This window comes from Campylobacter sp. BCW_6468 (assembly GCF_001762865.1).
Classification (GTDB): Bacteria; Campylobacterota; Campylobacteria; order Campylobacterales; family Campylobacteraceae; genus Campylobacter_D; species Campylobacter_D jejuni.
Genome location: NZ_MJXQ01000030.1, coordinates 193,300 through 210,733, shown reverse-complemented (window position 1 = coordinate 210,733; position 17,434 = coordinate 193,300). Strand labels below are relative to the sequence as shown.

Here is a 17,434-nt window from a genome sequence, read left to right as displayed (position 1 = left end):
AAAATATTTTAAATTTATTTCATGAAGTATTTTTACTTTAGTTCTGATTTTTATTTTAATTCGTTATGACGAGCTTGCTAATCTTTTAGCAGGAGTGGCAATATTTCTTTATTGGAATGACTAATTTAGGTATAGGTTTTAAAGTTTTTAGTGGTGATTTGCTTGAAAAAATTTTAGCAAAGTCAACTGATACAAAGATAAAAAGTATACTTTTTGGTACTTTAAGTACTTTAATTATGCAATCTTCAATTTTAGTTTCTATTGTTACGATTTCTTTTTTGAGTGCAGGGCTTATTTCTTTGAGTGCGGGCATAGGGATTATTTTTGGAGCAAATTTAGGAAATACGGCAAGTTCTTGGCTGATTGTTGGTTTGACAAATATTAAAATTTCAATGTTGGCTATCCCGCTTTTGATTATTGGAGTATTATTTTTCTTTCAAAAAGATAGTATTTTAAAAAGGTTTGGGTAATATTTTTATTGGTATAGGTTTTTTCTTTTTGGGTGTGGATTATATTAAAAGTGGTTTTGAAAATTTTAAACATATAATTGATCTTTCTCGTTTTGATTTTGCTGGTTTTAAAGGAGTTTTTGTTTTTTAGGATTAGGTGCTTTGCTTACAGGAGTTATACAATCAAGCACAGTTATAATGGCTATTATTGTCGCTGCTTTACTTGCACAACAAATCAGTTTGGAAAATTCCTTAGCAGCAACTTTGGGTACTAGTGTTGGAGGAGTTGTAACGGCTGTTTTAGCTTCTTTAAGTACCAATATTGAAGGAAAGAAATTAGCGTTTGCAAATTGTATTTTTAATTTTGGTATAGCTTTTTTTAATAGTGCTTATTTTTCCTTATTTTATACATTTTCTTAATTTTTTATCCATTGTATTAAACATAGAAGATATAGCTTTGAAAGTAGCATTATTTCACACTTTGTTTAATTTAATTGGTGTTGTGCTTTTTTCATTCTTTACTCCTCAAATTGTTCTTTTTTTAAATAAGATAGTAAAAGCTCCTAAAGATAAGAATAAAGACAAGCCTTTATATCTTGATAGTAGTTTGGTTAAGTTTAGTGACACAGCCATCGAAGCTTTAAGGAAAGAAAGCGAGCATCTTTATAACAATACCTATGCAATTGTTGCTCATGCTATAGGTTTTAGTCGTAAAGATATACAAAGTGATAAAAGTTTTAAAGAAATTTTAGAAAATAAAAAGTGGTTTAGTAAAAATGTGGATTTGGACTATTTGTATCAAACTAGGATAAAGGTTCTTTTTGAAGCTATTATCGATTTTTCAACTAAAGCACAAGTTTATATTAACGATGAAACAAAGAATCATAAAATTTTTACCTTTAAGATGGCAGCTAAAAATTTAGCCGAAACAACTAAAAATTTAAAAATTATCCAAGCAAATATTAAGAAATATTCTAGTTCTTCTAATGAATTTTTGGCTTTAGAGTACAATAAAATTAGATCGAATTTAGGAGAGCTTTTAAGAAGTATCGAAGAGCTTAGAGTTGTTGAAGATCGTGAAAAGCTTTATTTGATTATTAAAAATCTTCAAAAAGGAAAAGAAATTTTAAAAGAAATCGATACTTTAACCTTGAGCAATGTTGAACATCTTATTTCAGTAAGAAAAATCACAACAGCTGAAGGAATTTCAATACTTAATGATACAACTTTTGCTGCTAAGATTGCTGAAGAACTTATAGGTGCTGTTGAGGTGATGTTTTCTAAAGATATATCAAACTAGTTGTTTGTGCTAGTTTAGTTATTGTCTTGTATAGGCGTTAGAAATTCTTCATTGATTAAAATATCAACAACATCTTTAAACATAGGCAAAGCACTTTGTGCAGCATAATAACTATAAGGTTTAGTAGGATGTCTTACGAGAACTCCTATGGTATAGGCGTGATTTAAATCATTTGCAAAACCAAAAAAGGATGCATTGTAGCGATTTGAGGTGTAACCTTGTCTTTCGGCTATTCTTGCCGTTCCTGTTTTACCTCCTGCAATAATACCTTGTGTAATTGCCTTTTTTCCTGTTCCTTTTTCTATAACATTTATAAGAACATTTTGCATCGTTTTAGCGGCTTCGCTAGAAAGAATTTTTTCTTTTTTTACATCATCATCAAGATTTGTAAAGCGTCCATTTTGATAGAATTTTTCAGCTAAACGTGGTGTGATATAAAACCCATCATTGTTGAAAACATTATAAGCTGCAAGGAGTTGTATAAAGGTTGTTTTAAGTCCATAACCATAACTTAAAACAGATTTTTCTATATCTCTTAAGCGCTTAGGATTTGGAATTTCTCCTTTTTGTTCATAGGGTAGATCAATACCACTTTTTTCGCCAAATTTAAATATTTTAAGCCCTGATACGATTTCTATATTGTTAAGTCTTTTAGCAATTTGTATCATGCCTATATTTGAAGAATATCTTATAACTTCCTCCATAGTCATTTTGTCCATTTTGTGATCGTCTTTGATGGTGAAACGTCCTAGCTTGTAAGAACCGCCATAAGTATTAATCACTTCATCCATTTTTATTTTACCAAGTCTTAAGGCTGTTGTAAAGATAAAAGGTTTGATAACAGAACCTGCTTCATAGCCGTATTCTATAGCGCTTGCATTAAGAACTGATAGATCCTTTCCGCGATTTTGTGGGTCATAACGCCTTGAGCTTGCTAGAGCTAAAATTCTTCCTGTTTTACTTTCCATTACCCCAACGATGATTTCATTGGCTTTTAAATCCTCATTTCTTTGATCTATAGCTTTCTCTATACTTTTTTGCAGTTTTAAAGAAAGATTTAAATATAAATCACAACCATTGATCTTTTTTTGTTGTAGTGAATTTAGATTTAAAATAATATTTCCACCTATATCTTTAAGTCCTTGAATTTTTTCATTTTGAACAGGGTTTAGACATGCATCGTAGTATTTTTCTAAACCTTTAACTCCTATATTTTTTAAAATTCCACTTTCTGGATCTAATATCATTTTAGTATAACCGATAATAGGAGTAAAAGAATCTTTTGACATGTAAATTCTATCTTCTTCATGTTCGATGATATTTAATCCTCTTGTTTCAACTCTTCCTGAGTTATTTGTAAAAGCTTTGAAAAAACCTTGTATATAAAGTTTTTTAGCAAGATCTTTAAGGTAGCTTGCTTGCTTGGAGTCTAAGTTTTGTAAAAGAACAAAATTATAAGAGCGTTTTTTTTGATTTTGCATTCTTTTTTTAATATCTGCTACTTGATCGTTACTTATCCCACTATAAATTTGAAAAAGCTTTAAAAATAGATCAAATTTATCTTTGTTAATGCTTCTAAGATCAATTTCAGCACGATAAATTTGTTTAGAACTTGTGATAGTAAAATTATCTTTGGTTATAATCGATCCTCTTAGAGCAAGAGCGTATTGATCTTTTTCAGTGTTAGGTATATGACGTTTTGATGTAAGAAAAAAAGTAGAGCTGATAAAAATAATCATAAACAAAAGTGCCATGCAGTAGGCAAAGGCAACTTTTGAAACCCTATTTTTTTTATATTCTTGCATTAGGGTTTAAATTTGAGTTCTTGTGATTTCTTTATAAGCACTGATCGCTTTATTTCTTACTTCTAGCATAAATTTCATGCTGCTTTCAGCTTTAGTGATAGCTATAGCTGCTTGATGTAAATCTTTTACTTGTCCTGTGGCAATGTCTGTCATTGCAGCTTCTCCACTTTCTTGTGCTTTATTTAAATCATCGATTTCATTTTTAAGCATCTTGGCAAATTCATCACCAATTCCTGTGGAATTTTGACTTTTGTTGGTATTTGAAATATTATTATTTAATCTTAAATCATTAATATTGTTCATTTTTTATTATCCTCTTAATAAATCAATCGCACTTTGAGCTATAGTTTTTGCACTTGTAAAAGCACTTACATTGGCTTGATAAGCTCTTGTAGCTTCAATCAAATCTGCCATTTCAATAACAGGGTTTACATTTGGATACGCTACATAACCTTCAGCATTTGCATCAGGATGGCTTGGATCATACTTCATACGAAAATCTTTGTCATCTCTGACCACTTTATCCACTACAACACTTTGAATAGCAGGTTTAGCTTCTTCTGGCGAACTTGGATCATTTAAAGGATTTTCATATTTTAAAAAATTATTATCTTTGTTAATTTGCTCATTTAAAAGCTTATCAAAATCTGTTGCTTTAAAGATCACTTCGCGTCTTCTATAAGGCCCACCTTCAGCTGTTCTTGTAGTGTTTGCATTAGCTATATTAGAGCTAATAACATTCATTCTAAAACGTTGAGCACTTAAACCATAACCACTAATATCAAAATCACTTAAGTATGCCATAATTTACCTTTAACTTAATTTAGAGCTTGCATCAAGTATAGAACTAAAGATATTGCTCTGTCTTCTTAAAACTCCATCAAGAGCTGTTATCATAACTGTATTTTTACTCATTTCTGTAGTTTCTACATCTAGATCAACAGTATTTGCATCATTTCTTGCCAAATGACCATCTCTTAAGTAAATAGTAGATTTACTAGGATCAGGAAATTTCCAAGGTTTTTGATGCCCTTCTTCGGTTACTGCCAATTCTAATTCTTTTTTGTCATTTTTTTTGAAAATTTCATTTGCACGATTTATCAAAGCTGTTTCAAATTCAATATCTCTTGCTTTATAAAAAGGAGTATCAACATTTGCAAGATTGGCATTGATGAGTTGATTTCTTAGATTTCTACCCGCTAAAGCACCAGTGACTAGTTCTTTTGATTTAAATGGGTTAATCATTTTTTATCCTTTTTATAATTTTTAATATTAACAAGCAAATACTGTTCCAATTTAACTATTTTGTATAAAAATATCAAAAATTATTTTCCTTTTTGTAAATTTATGGCTTTATTGTGATCATCTATATTTGTGCTAAAAATATGAACTCCAGTATTTTTATCACGCACAAAATATAAATAATCTGTCTTTAAAGGAAAAATAGCTGCACGAATAGCAGCTAAAGAAACATTACAAACCGCTTCTTTAGGCAATCCTGTAAATTTATAGGTATTATAAGAGCTATTATCTTGTCTTATTCTTTGTGGGGTAACTTTTACATGGGAATAAATTCCATAATTTAAAGTTCCATCCATTTGAAGTTTCATACCTTTTTTAAGTCGATTGTAAATTACGCTTGCAACTATAGGCATTTCATTGTCATTAGCAGCTTCTTTTTGTATTACAGAAGCGATGATGATATATTGGTGCCATTTTTTTGGATTATAATCACCAAAAATTTTCACAGAAGTTTTTTTATTGGAAATTTCAGCATGGTTTAAAAGCATTTGAATGAGTAGATTTTCTGTAATGCCTTTCGGGATTTTATAAGTTTCTGGTAAAAAAACTCCTTCATCATAAGGAGCTTGAGCTTGAAATTCTTTTAAAAGTATATCTTTATCAAGTCCAAGTTGTTTGGCTGCTTGTTCTAGAAAGATTACGCTTGTTTCTCCTGGGATAAGAGTAATGGTTTGAAGTGCTGCTTTAGCAATAGTGAGTTTATGTAGAAATTCAGCTCTATTTAAATCTTTTGTACCTATGTTGATCCAGCCTGATTGAGGGTGTCCTAAAAAAAATAAAATATATTTATCAATATTACTCATCTGATATTTATTTTGCTTTAAATATGTTATAATTTGAGAAATTGAACCTTGGGGAATAAATACCACAGAATTGCTTTTTAAAGGCTGAGTTAGATAATAAAAAATCCCCAAAATAAATATCAAAAAGAAGTTGCGTATGAAAAAGAAAATTTTATATATTGTTGTATTTTTTGTTGTGCTTATATTAGCTTTGTTTATAGTGCTTAAAAATGGAATTGTCATCTCTAGTATCCAATTTGATTTTTTAAAATTGGAACAATTATATATTAAATTAGATAAAAAATTAATTGTACGAGCAAAAAATATCACTATAAATGAGACTCAAAATTCCGAAATTTCATCACAAACCCACTCTTCTGATAATGCTTCAACAGAGATTTTAAAAATAACAAAAAATTTAAAATATCTATATACTTTTGTTAAAGAGATTGATATACAAAATTTAAATATAAAAGATAATCATGTGCGTATTTTATTTAAAGATAATGAATTTTTTATAGATAATGATTTGTTGTTTTTAAAATTAACATTACAGCGTCAAAATAAAGAACTTATAGCTGATATTAAAAAACTTTTATTAAAAGATTATGATTTAAATATTGATGGAAATTTAAGTATCAATACTAAGAGCGAGTTTTATTATTTTCAAGGTAGAGCAAGTGGAGAATTGCTTGACTTTAACGCAAGTATCTCTTATAAAGATAAAAATTTAGCTTATAAAATAGAAGATTTAAATATTAGAAATATTACGGAAATTTTTAAAAGAGTTAATAAAAGAATAGAACTTCCGCAGAGTTTAAATCTTTGGGTAGCATATAGGGCTAAGGGAGAATTTTATCATTTAGATTATTTGCGGGGCTTTATAGATTTTACTAAAGATAATTATTATTTAGACAATATTAGTGCATCAGGTTATGTTAATAATGTCAAAGTTCGCTTGGATGATAAAATGAATGCTATTGAAATTCCAAAACTCGATTTAAATTTAAACAAACAAAAGCTCGATTTTGTCTTTAATAAAGCTTTCTATAATGGTGCTGATTTAAGTTCTAGTAAGGTTTATCTATATGATTTGTTTGATGAAAAAAAAGTTGGGATTTATTTGCGCATTAAGTCTGATAATCTAAAATTTGACGAAAAACTTGCTAAAGCTTTAGAGGATTATCATTTTTCACTACCTTTTTATCAAAAAAGCGGAAAAATTAAAAGTGATTTGGAGCTTAAAATTGATTTTCATGATAAGGGTGAAATTTCTTATAGTGGTATTTTAGCTTTAGAGAATGCTAGTATTTCTTTGGCTGATTTTAATATTATAAAAGCATTTGTAAAATTAAATCAAAATGATTTAAATATAGAAAATGCCAGTGTTAAAAATGGCTTTTTAGAAGCTGATTTTAATGCTAAATTTGACTTACAAAAACAGCAAGGAAATTTCAATACTCAGATTTCAAGGCTTTATTTTGACAATGGAGAGCTTTTAGATTTAAAAAATCAAAATGTAGAAGTAAAATTAGATTATTCGCAAAATGTTAACATTAGCATTCCTCAGTGGAATTTGATTTTAAATTTTAAAGATGGACTTGAGGCTAATCTTAATAATCCTAAGATTTTATTTTCATTTTCTCCATTACTTAAAAAGCTTGGGTTTATCGATGCTAAAAATGTTTATTATAAAACTTTAAATTTTGAAGATTTTAATGCAAGTGTTAATGATGCTTATTTTAAAAATAATTTACTTATCAACGGTCAAACTCCTTATGAAAATGATAGCTTTGATATTGTAAAAAATAAGGGCATTATGGAAATTCATACTCAAAGTGATACAGCAAGTGCTAAAATAAGTTCTGATAATAAAGAAATTCATTTAAAAAATTTAAGTTATATTTATAGAAAACATTCCAACTCTTCAAATTCAACATTTGATATTGCTACTAATACCCAAAATATTAGTTTTGGTGGAGCAAATGTAGCTTTAATTTTGGCAGATTCTAATAAAACTTTGGCTTTTGATAGAGTAGAAGCTGATTTAAAAGGCAATGCTTTAGATCTTAAAGGTTCTAGAGGAAATGCAAAATTTGATCTTTATTATTCTTCTAATGATTTAAATTTAAACGTTAGCAATATTGATGATAATTATTTAAATGAGTTTTTACAAAAACAAGCTGTTCAAGATGGAGTGTTTAACTTAAGTATAAAAGGAAGTGGATTGGAGTATTTTGATGGACAGATCGATTTTAAAAATACTTATGTGAAGGATTTAAAAGGTATAAATCAGCTTATTTCCTTTATCGATACTGTACCAAGTTTATTGATGTTTAAATCTCCAACTTTTAATCAAAAAGGTTTAAGCTTACATGATGGAAAGATTATTTTTAATAGAAAAAAAGATCTTTTAAGTGTTTCGGCTATTAATTTAAATGGTGATAGTGTAGATATATATGGTTTAGGATCAGCAAATTTAAGATTAAATACAGTGGATTTTAGTTTAGAGCTTAAAACTTTAAAATCAGCTTCAGAAGCTATATCCAAGGTTCCAATTTTAAATTATGTAATTTTAGGTAAAAATCAAGAAATTAGCACAAACTTAAAAATAGATGGAAGTATAGATGACCCTAAATTTCATACCGAAATTTTAACAGATACTCTAAAAACCCCTTTTAATCTTATTAAAAATATCATACAACTTCCTGCTAATTTACTTAATTAAAAATATTTAAAGTTTGTTTGAAAACTAAAACAAACTTTAAACTTACTCTTGCATTTTTTTTTATTTGTAATATACTTAAAAATGAAAATAAAAATAAGTATTTTAAAGGACTAAAAATGCAAATTACTTATACCTTAACAGATGAGTCTCCAGCTCTTGCGACTTATTCGTTTTTGCCTATAGTGAAAGCTTTTTTAAGTAGGGCACATATAGGAGTAAAAACCTCGGATATTTCTTTGTCTGGAAGGATTTTAGCTACTTTTAGTGAGTATTTAAAAGAGGAACAAAGATGTGAAGATGCTTTAGAACTTTTAGGTGAGCTTGTCAAAAGATCGGATGCAAATCTTATTAAAACCCCAAATATTTCAGCTTCTATTCCTCAGCTTAAGGCGGCGATTAAAGAATTGCAAGATAAGGGTTACATGTTACCAAATTACCCAGATGAGCCAAAAAATGATGAAGAATTGCAAATTAAAACAAAATATCAAAAAGTTTTAGGTTCAGCGGTTAATCCTGTATTAAGACAAGGAAATTCAGATCGTCGTTCAACAAAAGCGGTAAAAGATTATGCAAAAAACAATCCTTATCGTGTGGTTGAGTTTAATCCAAACTCAAAAACTCGTGTTTCTTATATGAAAGAAGGGGATTTTTTCTCTAATGAAAAAGCGGTTTTAATCGATCAAGATTGTGTGGCTAATATAGAATTTACAAGCGTTGATGGTAAAAAAGAAATTTTAAAAGAGGGCTTAAAACTTGAAAAAAATGAAATTTTAGACGCTACTTTTATGGATGTGCAAAAACTTCAGGAATTTTATGCAAAAGAAATTAAAGCAAGCAAAGATGATGATGTGCTTTTTTCTTTGCATTTAAAAGCTACAATGATGAAAGTAAGTGATCCTATACTTTTTGGTTATGCGGTAAAAGTATTTTTTAAAGAATTATTTATCGAATTTCAAGATGAATTTGAAAAATTAGGCATTAATCCAAATAATGGTTTAAGTGAGCTTTTAAGTAAGATCGAAAATTCAAGCAAAAAAGATGAAATTTTAAAAAAATACAATGAAATTTTAGCTAAATCTGCAGATATTTCTATGGTAAATTCAGATAAAGGCATTACAAATCTTCATGTTCCAAGCGATGTTATCGTTGATGCTTCTATGCCTGCAATGCTTAAAAATGGCGCAAGATTGTGGGATAAGGAAGGTAAGGAAAAGGACACAAATGCTGTAATTCCTGATCAAACTTACGCAACTATTTATGAGGCAGTTATTGAAGATTTGCATAAAAATGGTACTTTAAATCCTTCAAAACTTGGCAGTGTATCTAATGTAGGTTTAATGGCTAAAAAAGCTCAAGAATATGGATCGCACGATAAAACCTTTGTGGCTAAAGAAGAAGGAACTTTTAAAATAGTTTCTAACGGTAAAGTTTTATTAGAACATAAGGTTAGAAAAGGTGATATTTATAGAGCTAATCAGGCTAAATTTGATGCAGTGTTAAATTGGATTGATTTAGGTATAGAAAGATCAGAACTTAGTGGAGCCGAAGCTATTTTTTGGTTAGATAGCAAAAGAGCTAGTAATAAAATCATGATAACTTTGGTACAAAATCGTTTAAAAGAAAAGGGTAAAAATGTAGCCATTTTAACTCCAAAAGAAGCTTGTTTAAGAAGTTTAGAGTTAATCCGAGAAGGTAAAGATGTTATTTCTATCACGGGTAATGTTTTAAGGGATTATTTAACCGATCTTTTTCCTATTTTAGAGCTTGGAACAAGTGCAAAAATGCTTTCTGTTGTGCCTATGTTAAATGGTGGAGCTATGTTTGAAACAGGAGCAGGGGGTTCAGCACCTAAACAAGTAGAACAATTAGTCGAAGAAAATCATCTGCGTTGGGATAGTTTGGGTGAATTTTTGGCTTTGCAAGCAAGTTTGGAATTTTATGCAAATAAGTGTGGCAATCATAAAGCTAAGGTTTTAGCAGAATGTCTTGATGAGGCTATAGGCGAATGGCTTGAAAATAATAAAGCTCCATCAAGAAAAGTCAAAGAAGATGATAATAGAACAAGTCATTTTTATTTAGCAATGTATTTTGCAAATCATTTAGCAAGACAGGCAAGTGATATGGAGCTTCAAAGCTTTTTTAAAGATATTGCCCTAGAGCTTTCTTCTAATGAAGAAAAAATCAGAGCCGAATTTAACGATGCACAAGGTGTGAAAGTGGATTTGGGTGGGTATTATAAATTTGATGATGAAAAAGCAAATAAAATTATGCGTCCAAGTGCAACTTTTAACGCTATTTTAGAAAAAATAGGACAAAGATGAAAATCACTGTTATAGGGGCTGGCAATGTAGGTTCAAGCGTAGCTTATGCTTTGATTTTAAGAGAAATAGCAAATGAAATTGTTTTAGTAGATATTAACGAGGATTTGCTTTACGCAAAAGAACTAGAGCTTACTCAAAGCATAGCTGCTTTAAATTTAAATATAGATTTACTTTGCACTAAAGATTATACTCATACCAAAAATTCAGATATAGTGCTTTTTAGTGCAGGTTTTGCTAGAAAAGATGGGCAAAGTAGAGAAGAATTGCTTCAGTTAAATACAAGCATTATGCTTGATTGTGCTAAAAAAATTAAAGATTTTACAGAAGATCCGCTTTTTATTATTTTAACTAATCCTGTGGATTTTCTACTTAATACTCTTTATGAAAGCGGGATTTTTTTATCAAAGAAAATTATAGCCATGGCGGGTGTTTTAGACAATGCAAGATTTAAGTATGAACTTGCCAAAAAACTTAATGTCAAAATGTCAAGAGTGGATACAAGACTTATTGGTTTTCATAATGATGATATGGTTTTGGTAAAATCTTACGCAAGTGTTAAAAATAAAAATATAAGCGAATTTTTAAATGAAGAAGAATTTGAGGATTTAGAAAATGAAGTTAAAACAGGTGGAGCTAAAGTAATCAAACATCTTAAAACTTCAGCTTATTTAGCCCCTGCTAGTGCTTGTATAAGAATGCTTGAGTCTATAAGAAGTGGCGAGTTTTTACCTATGAGTGTGATTTTACATGGAGAATTTGGAGTGCAAAACAAAGCCTTGGGAGTTATGGCAAGATTAGGACTTGAAGGTGTGATTGAAATCATGAAAATGGATCTTAGTTTGCAAGAAAAAGACAAATTAGAAAAATCTTTAATCAAATATCAATATAAAGGAGAATAAATGAACATACATGAGTATCAAGCAAAAGCAATTTTTGTAGACAATGGCATCCCTACCTTAAAGGGAAAAGTTGCATTTAGCGTAGATGAAGCTGTGGCTAATGCTAAAGAATTAGGCGGTAGTGTTTGGGCAGTTAAAGCTCAAATTCATGCAGGAGGCCGTGGTCTTGGTGGTGGTGTTAAAATCGCTAAGAATTTAGATGAGGTAAAAGATTATGCAAGTAAAATTTTAGGAATGAATTTAGTAACTCATCAAACAGGACCTGAAGGCAAACTTGTGCAAAAACTTTATATAGAAAGTGGTGCTAATATAGTAAAAGAGTATTATTTGGCTATTTTGTTTAATAGAATGGCAGAGCAAATTACCATTATCGCTTCAAGTGAAGGAGGGATGGATATAGAAAAAGTAGCCAAAGAAAGTCCTGAAAAAATTGCAAAAGTAGGTATTGATCCACAAATTGGATTTAAAATGTTTCATGGACTTGAAGTAGCGAGAGTTTTGGGACTTGATAAAGATGAAGGCAAAAAACTCATTTCTATGATAGCTAAACTTTATAAGCTTTACATGGATAAAGATATGAATATGCTTGAAATTAATCCTTTAATTAAAACTGCAGAAGGGGATTTTTATGCCCTTGATGCAAAATGCAGTTTTGATGATAGTGCGCTTTATCGTCATCCTGAAATTGCTGAACTTAGAGATACTACTGAAGAAAATCCTGCTGAAAGAGAAGCGGCTGAATTTGGCTTAAGCTATGTGAAATTAGATGGAGATGTAGCTTGTATGGTAAATGGTGCGGGTCTAGCAATGGCAACTATGGATATTATTAATTATAGTGGTGCAAAACCTGCAAATTTCTTAGATGTAGGTGGGGGAGCTTCTCCAGAAACTGTTGCAAAGGCTTTTGAAATTATTTTAAGAGATAAAAATGTAAAAGTTATATTTATCAATATCTTTGGTGGTATTGTTCGTTGTGATAGGATAGCAAATGGAATTTTAGAAGCTACTAAGAATGTTGAGGTAAATATTCCAATTGTAGTGCGTCTTGATGGCACTAACGCAGCAGAAGCAAAGACAATTTTAGATAATTCAAATCTTAAAAATATCAAAGCAGCAACCAATCTTAAAAACGGTGCAGAGCTTGTAAAAAGTTTAGTAGGATAAGGATGGAAAATGAGTATATTGGTTAATAAAAATACAAAAGTAATAGTTCAAGGTTTTACAGGTAAAGAAGCAACTTTTCACGCTGAGCAATGCATGGCTTATGGTACAAATATAGTTGGAGGTGTCACCCCTCATAAAGGCGGACAAACTCATTTAGGTAAACCAGTTTTTGATACCGTTGCAGATGCGGTTAAAGCAACAAAGGCTGATGTGAGCTTGATCTTTGTCCCTGCTTTTGCTGTGGGTGATAGCGTGATTGAAGCAGCTGATGCGGGTATTAAGCTTGCAGTTGTAATCACCGAGCATACGCCTGTAAAGGATATGATGTTTGCTAAGCAATATGCTAATAAAAAGGGTATGAAAATCATTGGACCAAATTGTCCAGGTATTATCACTTCTGAAGAATGTAAGTTAGGTATTATGCCAAGTTTTATTTTTAAAAAAGGTTGCGTGGGGCTTATTTCAAAAAGTGGAACTTTAACTTATGAAGCTGCTAATCAGGTAGTTCAAGGTGGTTATGGAATTTCTACTGCAGTAGGAATTGGTGGTGATCCTATCATAGGTCTTGCTTATAAAGAACTTTTAAGTGAATTCCAAAAAGATGATGAAACTAAAGCTATTGTAATGATAGGTGAAATTGGTGGTAGTTTGGAAGTGGAAGCGGCTAAATTTATTAAAGAAAATATTAGCAAACCTGTGGTAGCATTCATTGCAGGTGCAACTGCTCCTAAAGGCAAAAGAATGGGGCATGCAGGTGCCATAGTAGGAAGTGCTGATGAAAGCGCTGCAGCTAAAAAAGAAGCTTTAAAAAGCTATGGAATTCATGTGGTGGATTCTCCGGCTTTGATTGGTGAAGAAATTCAAAAAATATTAGGTTAATAAAGGAAAAAACATGAGTATGACAGCTCCAAAAGATACCCCTGTTTGGGTAGATGAGCATAGATGTAAAGCATGCAATATTTGTGTTAGCTATTGCCCCGCTGGGGTTTTAGCTATGCGCGATGATGTGCATGCGGTTTTAGGACAAATGATAGAGGTGGTACACCCTGAATCCTGTATAGGCTGTACCGAGTGTGAGACACATTGCCCTGATTTTGCTATTATGGTGGCAAAAAGAGATGAATTTAAATTTGCCAAACTTACTGCTGAGGCTAAAGATAGAGCTGTAGCCGTAAAAAATAACAAATACAAAAAATTAGCATAGGAAAAATAATGAGAGAAGTTATAGCAACAGGTAATGTTTTAATCGCCAAAGCTGCGATTGATTGTGGATGTAAATTTTTTGGAGGTTATCCTATTACTCCTAGTAGTGAGATAGCTCATGAATTAAGCCATATGCTTCCTGCAAATGATGGAACTTTTATACAAATGGAAGATGAAATTTCAGGTATTAGCGTGGCTATTGGTGCGGCAATGAGTGGAGTAAAATCCATGACTGCAAGTAGCGGTCCAGGAATTTCTTTAAAAGCAGAGCAAATAGGACTTGCATTTATTGCTGAAATTCCACTTGTGATTGTAAATGTTATGAGAGGTGGTCCTTCAACAGGTCTTCCAACTCGTGTAGCACAAGGAGATTTGTTTCAAGCTAAAGCACCAACTCATGGGGATTTTGCAAGTATTGCTATTGCTCCTGCAAGTCTTGAAGAAGCTTATACAGAAACCATTAGAGCGTTTAATTTAGCTGAAAAATATATGACTCCAGTATTTTTACTTATGGATGAAACTGTAGGGCACATGAATGGTAAAGCGGTTTTACCTGATTTAAAAGATATTAAAGTATATAACCGTAAAAAATTTGAAGGCGATAAAAAGGATTATAAACCTTATGCAGCAGGAGAAAATGAGCCTGCAACTTTAAATCCTTTCTTTACAGGTTATCGTTATCATGTTACAGGACTTCATCATGGAGATATAGGTTTTCCAACTGAAGATGGAGTTATAGTGAAAAAAAATATGGAAAGACTCATAGGTAAAATAAAAAACAATCAAGAAGATATTTGTACTTATGAAGAGTATATGCTTGATGATGCTGAATTTTTAATCATTGCTTATGGAAGCGTGAGTCGTTCAGCAAAAGAAGCTATACAAAGATTAAGAGAGCAAGGGATTAAAGTGGGGCTTTTCCGTCCGATTACTCTTTATCCAGTGGCTGAGAAAAAAATCGCTGAAGTTGTAAGCAAATTTAAAAAAGTAATGGTAAGCGAGCTTAATATGGGACAATATCTTGAAGAGATTGAAAGAGTAACTTCGTGTCGCGATTTTATTAGTTTGCACCGTGCAAATGGTCGTCCTATCACTCCAAGTGAAATTATTGCTAAGGTAAAGGAGAATATATAAATGGCTTTTAATTATGATGAATATCTAAGAGTAGATAAAATGCCTACTCAATGGTGTTGGGGATGTGGCGATGGTGTTGTTTTAAAATGTATTATCCGCGCGATAGAAAAACTTGGTTGGAATATGGATGATGTTTGTCTTGTTTCGGGTATAGGTTGTAGTGGCAGAATGAGTTCTTATGTAAATTGCAATACAGTTCATACAACTCATGGTAGAGCAATAGCTTATGCAACAGGCATTAAACTAGCCAATCCTAGTAAACATGTTATTGTAGTAAGCGGAGATGGGGATACTTTGGCAATTGGTGGAAATCATACTATACATGGTTGTCGCAGAAATATTGATTTAACCCACATTGTGATCAATAACTTTATCTATGGACTTACGAATTCCCAAACAAGCCCAACCACTCCAAAAGGTTTTTATACAGTAACAGCTCAATTTGGAAATATTGACCCTAATTTTGATGCGTGTGAATTAACTAAAGCTGCAGGAGCTTCTTTTGTGGCAAGGGGTAATGTGATCGAAGCTAATAAGCTTGAAAATTTAATTTATAAGGCTTTAGCGCATAAGGGTTATAGTTTTGTAGATGTTTTTTCAAATTGTCATATCAATCTAGGCAGAAAAAACAAAATGGGCGAAGCTGTAGCTATGCTTGATTGGATTAAAAATCGTGTTGTGGATAAAGCTAAATTTGAAAGCATGGATTTTGAAGAAAGAAAAGATAAATTTCCAACAGGAATTTTACATGAAGATAATTCTCAGCCAGAATACTGCCACGCTTATGAAGAAGTACGTCGTGCAGCCAAAGAAAAAAGAATGGTGGATTTAGGAGCTTTAAAATGAAATATCAATTAAGATTTGGCGGTGAAGGCGGACAAGGTGTTATCACCGCAGGAGAAATTTTAGCAGAAGCAGCCATTAAAGAAGGTCGTCAAGCTTTTAAGGCTTCTACTTATACTTCACAAGTGCGTGGCGGTCCTACTAAGGTGGATATTATCATTGATGATAAAGAAATTTTATTTCCTTATGCTGTAGAAGGGGAAGTAGATTTTATGCTTTCGACTGCAGATAAGGGTTATAAAGGTTTTCGTGGGGGTGTAAAAGAAGGAGGTATTATAGTTGTAGAGCCAAATTTAGTACATCCTGAAAGTGAAGATTATAAAAAATGGCAAATTTTTGAAATCCCTATTATTACCATAGCTAAAGATGAGGTAGGAAATGTGGCTACTCAATCAGTTGTTGCACTTGCAATTGCTGCTTATATGAGCAAATGTATAGATTTAGATGTTTTAAAAGAAACTATGCTTCATATGGTTCCTGCAAAAACTCGTGATGCAAATGCTAAAGCTTTTGATCTGGGTGTAAAATACGCCACTCAAGCAAAACCATATTCATAATAAATTCCGCATCATGCGGAATTTAACTTCTAAAATTTTACACATTGCAAATAAAATTTAAATTTTAATTATTTTAATTTAGCTACTTTTAACGATTAAAATTTTATAATCAAAAACTTATATTTTCAAGGAAAATTAATGGATTTTTTTGATGAAATGTTTAATAAAACTCCAAAAGAAAAATTTATAGAAATTATACAAAATGGAAATTTAGGAGCCTTAGAAAAAGTTTTTGAGGAATTTTTTGCTGATCATATTGCCATGGTGGAACTTTTGGAAAAACAAGGTTTAACAGAAATGGATGTAAAAAATTTCATATTAGAAAATGGTGATTTTATAGAAGAAAGGCAAAATGATATTTATATAGAATTGGGCGCAAAAATTTTAGGACACGAAGGCTAAAATTGTTTAAAATAAGCCCTTGTTTAATTTGTATTTTTTTTATTTTTAGTAATGTTTTAGCATCTGAACCAACTTTTGATTATACTTATAAATTTATACTTAAAAAAGATGAGAGAGCTAGTGTGCAGATTAAAGAAATAGGCTATGAAGATAAGGTGCAAAATTTTGATTTTTATTGGACTTTGTTTGATAATACTAATATCATCGTACATTCGAAATTTCGCAAATATCCGCGTCAATTTGTGATGAGTTTAAGAAGAAATTTAGATTGGGTAACTCAAACTTTAATACCTGATTATACTAATCCACATATTGATAGAGCAAGACTTATTTTAGAATTTAGTGGTTATAATAAAGGTTTGGCAACTTTTACGGTTTATATAGAAGATAAGGAATCTCGCTTAATGGTAGAATTTTTAGATCCGAGAAAAAAAGCTTTACAAAATCCACCGCAAAATAATCAGGTTGTTCCTATGATTAATTTTAACGAACCTCAGGTAAAACCATTAACAAGCAAAGAAAATAATAATAGCAATTAACAAGGA

At 30.9% G+C, this 17,434-nt stretch carries 17 protein-coding genes and 1 pseudogene; 13 read left to right on the top strand and 5 right to left on the bottom strand.

The annotated features are described in order from the left end of the window. The first annotated feature begins 116 nt into the window (after window positions 1-116). Window positions 117-869, top strand: a pseudogene (locus tag AJ889_RS09640) (Na/Pi symporter). Between the two features lie 37 nt (window positions 870-906). Then, window positions 907-1,749: a hypothetical protein gene (locus tag AJ889_RS09175; RefSeq protein ID WP_140442134.1), complete on the top strand. Its 843-nt coding sequence runs from the start codon at window positions 907-909 to the stop codon at window positions 1,747-1,749. Between the two features lie 14 nt (window positions 1,750-1,763). Here AJ889_RS09175 and AJ889_RS03850 read toward each other — a convergent pair whose 3' ends face one another. From AJ889_RS03850 to mltG, 5 genes are all read right to left on the bottom strand, one after another. Then, on the bottom strand, window positions 1,764-3,554 hold the full coding sequence (locus tag AJ889_RS03850) for a penicillin-binding protein 2 (protein ID WP_070293268.1): 1,791 nt from the start codon (window positions 3,552-3,554) through the stop codon (window positions 1,764-1,766). Between the two features lie 6 nt (window positions 3,555-3,560). Then, a complete protein-coding gene (gene fliE / locus AJ889_RS03845; protein ID WP_002856884.1) occupies window positions 3,561-3,857 on the bottom strand; it encodes a flagellar hook-basal body complex protein FliE in 297 nt (98 codons plus the stop codon). A 6-nt stretch (window positions 3,858-3,863) separates the two neighbouring features. Continuing rightward, entirely contained in the window at window positions 3,864-4,358 is a 495-nt protein-coding gene (gene flgC / locus AJ889_RS03840) for a flagellar basal body rod protein FlgC (protein ID WP_002855235.1), read from the bottom strand. 9 nt (window positions 4,359-4,367) lie between these two features. Continuing rightward, window positions 4,368-4,799, bottom strand: coding sequence for a flagellar basal body rod protein FlgB (gene flgB, locus AJ889_RS03835; RefSeq protein ID WP_002935284.1), 432 nt, complete (start codon window positions 4,797-4,799; stop codon window positions 4,368-4,370). A gap of 80 nt (window positions 4,800-4,879) precedes the next feature. Beyond that, window positions 4,880-5,881 (bottom strand): endolytic transglycosylase MltG, encoded by a 1,002-nt coding sequence (gene mltG / locus AJ889_RS03830; RefSeq protein WP_002935286.1) that lies wholly within the window; start codon window positions 5,879-5,881, stop codon window positions 4,880-4,882. On the opposite strand from mltG, the gene AJ889_RS03825 reads away from it, so the two are divergent. The 11 genes from AJ889_RS03825 (at window position 5,796) to AJ889_RS03775 (ending at window position 17,428) form a co-directional block, all read left to right on the top strand. Further along, window positions 5,796-8,366 carry a DUF3971 domain-containing protein gene (locus AJ889_RS03825; protein WP_002935287.1) on the top strand — a complete coding sequence of 857 codons (2,571 nt, stop codon included), beginning with the start codon at window positions 5,796-5,798 and terminating at the stop codon, window positions 8,364-8,366. The two genes, mltG and AJ889_RS03825, sit on opposite strands and share 86 nt — an antisense overlap. Before the next feature lie 116 nt (window positions 8,367-8,482). After that, complete coding sequence (locus tag AJ889_RS03820; RefSeq protein WP_002867678.1) at window positions 8,483-10,687, top strand: NADP-dependent isocitrate dehydrogenase; 2,205 nt, start codon at window positions 8,483-8,485, stop codon at window positions 10,685-10,687. Further along, window positions 10,684-11,586 carry a malate dehydrogenase gene (locus AJ889_RS03815; RefSeq protein ID WP_032584719.1) on the top strand — a complete coding sequence of 301 codons (903 nt, stop codon included), beginning with the start codon at window positions 10,684-10,686 and terminating at the stop codon, window positions 11,584-11,586. The genes AJ889_RS03820 and AJ889_RS03815 overlap by 4 nt, the downstream gene beginning before the upstream one ends. Continuing rightward, complete coding sequence (gene sucC, locus AJ889_RS03810) at window positions 11,587-12,750, top strand: ADP-forming succinate--CoA ligase subunit beta (RefSeq protein WP_002858590.1); 1,164 nt, start codon at window positions 11,587-11,589, stop codon at window positions 12,748-12,750. Between the two features lie 9 nt (window positions 12,751-12,759). Next, window positions 12,760-13,629, top strand: coding sequence for a succinate--CoA ligase subunit alpha (gene sucD, locus AJ889_RS03805; RefSeq protein WP_032584717.1), 870 nt, complete (start codon window positions 12,760-12,762; stop codon window positions 13,627-13,629). A 13-nt stretch (window positions 13,630-13,642) separates the two neighbouring features. Then, window positions 13,643-13,954, top strand: coding sequence for a 4Fe-4S binding protein (locus AJ889_RS03800; protein WP_002854819.1), 312 nt, complete (start codon window positions 13,643-13,645; stop codon window positions 13,952-13,954). A gap of 8 nt (window positions 13,955-13,962) precedes the next feature. Further along, a complete protein-coding gene (locus AJ889_RS03795; protein ID WP_032589522.1) occupies window positions 13,963-15,087 on the top strand; it encodes a 2-oxoglutarate synthase subunit alpha in 1,125 nt (374 codons plus the stop codon). After that, window positions 15,088-15,933: a 2-oxoglutarate ferredoxin oxidoreductase subunit beta gene (locus tag AJ889_RS03790; RefSeq protein ID WP_002854895.1), complete on the top strand. Its 846-nt coding sequence runs from the start codon at window positions 15,088-15,090 to the stop codon at window positions 15,931-15,933. After that, window positions 15,930-16,487, top strand: coding sequence for a 2-oxoacid:acceptor oxidoreductase family protein (locus AJ889_RS03785; protein ID WP_002812564.1), 558 nt, complete (start codon window positions 15,930-15,932; stop codon window positions 16,485-16,487). The genes AJ889_RS03790 and AJ889_RS03785 overlap by 4 nt, the downstream gene beginning before the upstream one ends. Window positions 16,488-16,625: 138 nt before the next feature. Next, a complete protein-coding gene (locus AJ889_RS03780) occupies window positions 16,626-16,889 on the top strand; it encodes a DUF2018 family protein (protein WP_002854834.1) in 264 nt (87 codons plus the stop codon). A 2-nt stretch (window positions 16,890-16,891) separates the two neighbouring features. After that, window positions 16,892-17,428, top strand: coding sequence for a hypothetical protein (locus tag AJ889_RS03775; RefSeq protein ID WP_002858491.1), 537 nt, complete (start codon window positions 16,892-16,894; stop codon window positions 17,426-17,428). The last annotated feature ends 6 nt before the right edge of the window (window positions 17,429-17,434 follow it).